The following is a 455-nucleotide window of genomic DNA, read 5'->3' as shown; positions in this document are numbered from 1 at the left end:
TTCATGACTGGGGTGAAGTCGTAACAAGGTAGCCGTAGGGGAACCTGCGGCTGGATCACCTCCTTAATCGACGACTCAGCTGCGCCATAAGCACCCACACGAATTGCTTGATTCATGGAAGAAGACGATTAGAAGCAGCTTTAAGCTCCAAGCTGATAGCTCAACGCTAGCGGCTACAAGCTCGAAATTGGGTCTGTAGCTCAGTTGGTTAGAGCGCACCCCTGATAAGGGTGAGGTCGGCAGTTCGAATCTGCCCAGACCCACCAATTTTGTGTGGGAAACGCCTGTAGAAATACGGGGCCATAGCTCAGCTGGGAGAGCGCCTGCCTTGCACGCAGGAGGTCAGCGGTTCGATCCCGCTTGGCTCCACCACTTACTGCTTCTGTTTGAAAGCTTAGAAATGAGCATTCCATTGATCCTGACTATCAGTGCATGAATGTTGATTTCTAGTCTTT

At 51.2% G+C, this 455-nt stretch carries 2 tRNA genes and 1 rRNA gene; all 3 read left to right on the top strand.

Annotation, left to right across the window (positions count from 1 at the left end):
- Positions 1 to 66 (top strand): 16S ribosomal RNA (locus GE543_RS26880); the annotation flags it as partial.
- A gap of 123 nt (positions 67 to 189) precedes the next feature.
- Positions 190 to 266, top strand: a tRNA-Ile gene (locus tag GE543_RS26875).
- A gap of 30 nt (positions 267 to 296) precedes the next feature.
- Positions 297 to 372, top strand: a tRNA-Ala gene (locus GE543_RS26870).
- Positions 373 to 455 lie beyond the last annotated feature (83 nt).

The sequence above is a fragment of the Pseudomonas sp. SZ57 genome (assembly GCF_009495975.1).
Classification (GTDB): Bacteria; Pseudomonadota; Gammaproteobacteria; order Pseudomonadales; family Pseudomonadaceae; genus Aquipseudomonas; species Aquipseudomonas syringae.
The sequence above is the reverse complement of the archived record's forward strand: the minus strand, read 5'-3'. Positions and strand labels throughout refer to the sequence as shown.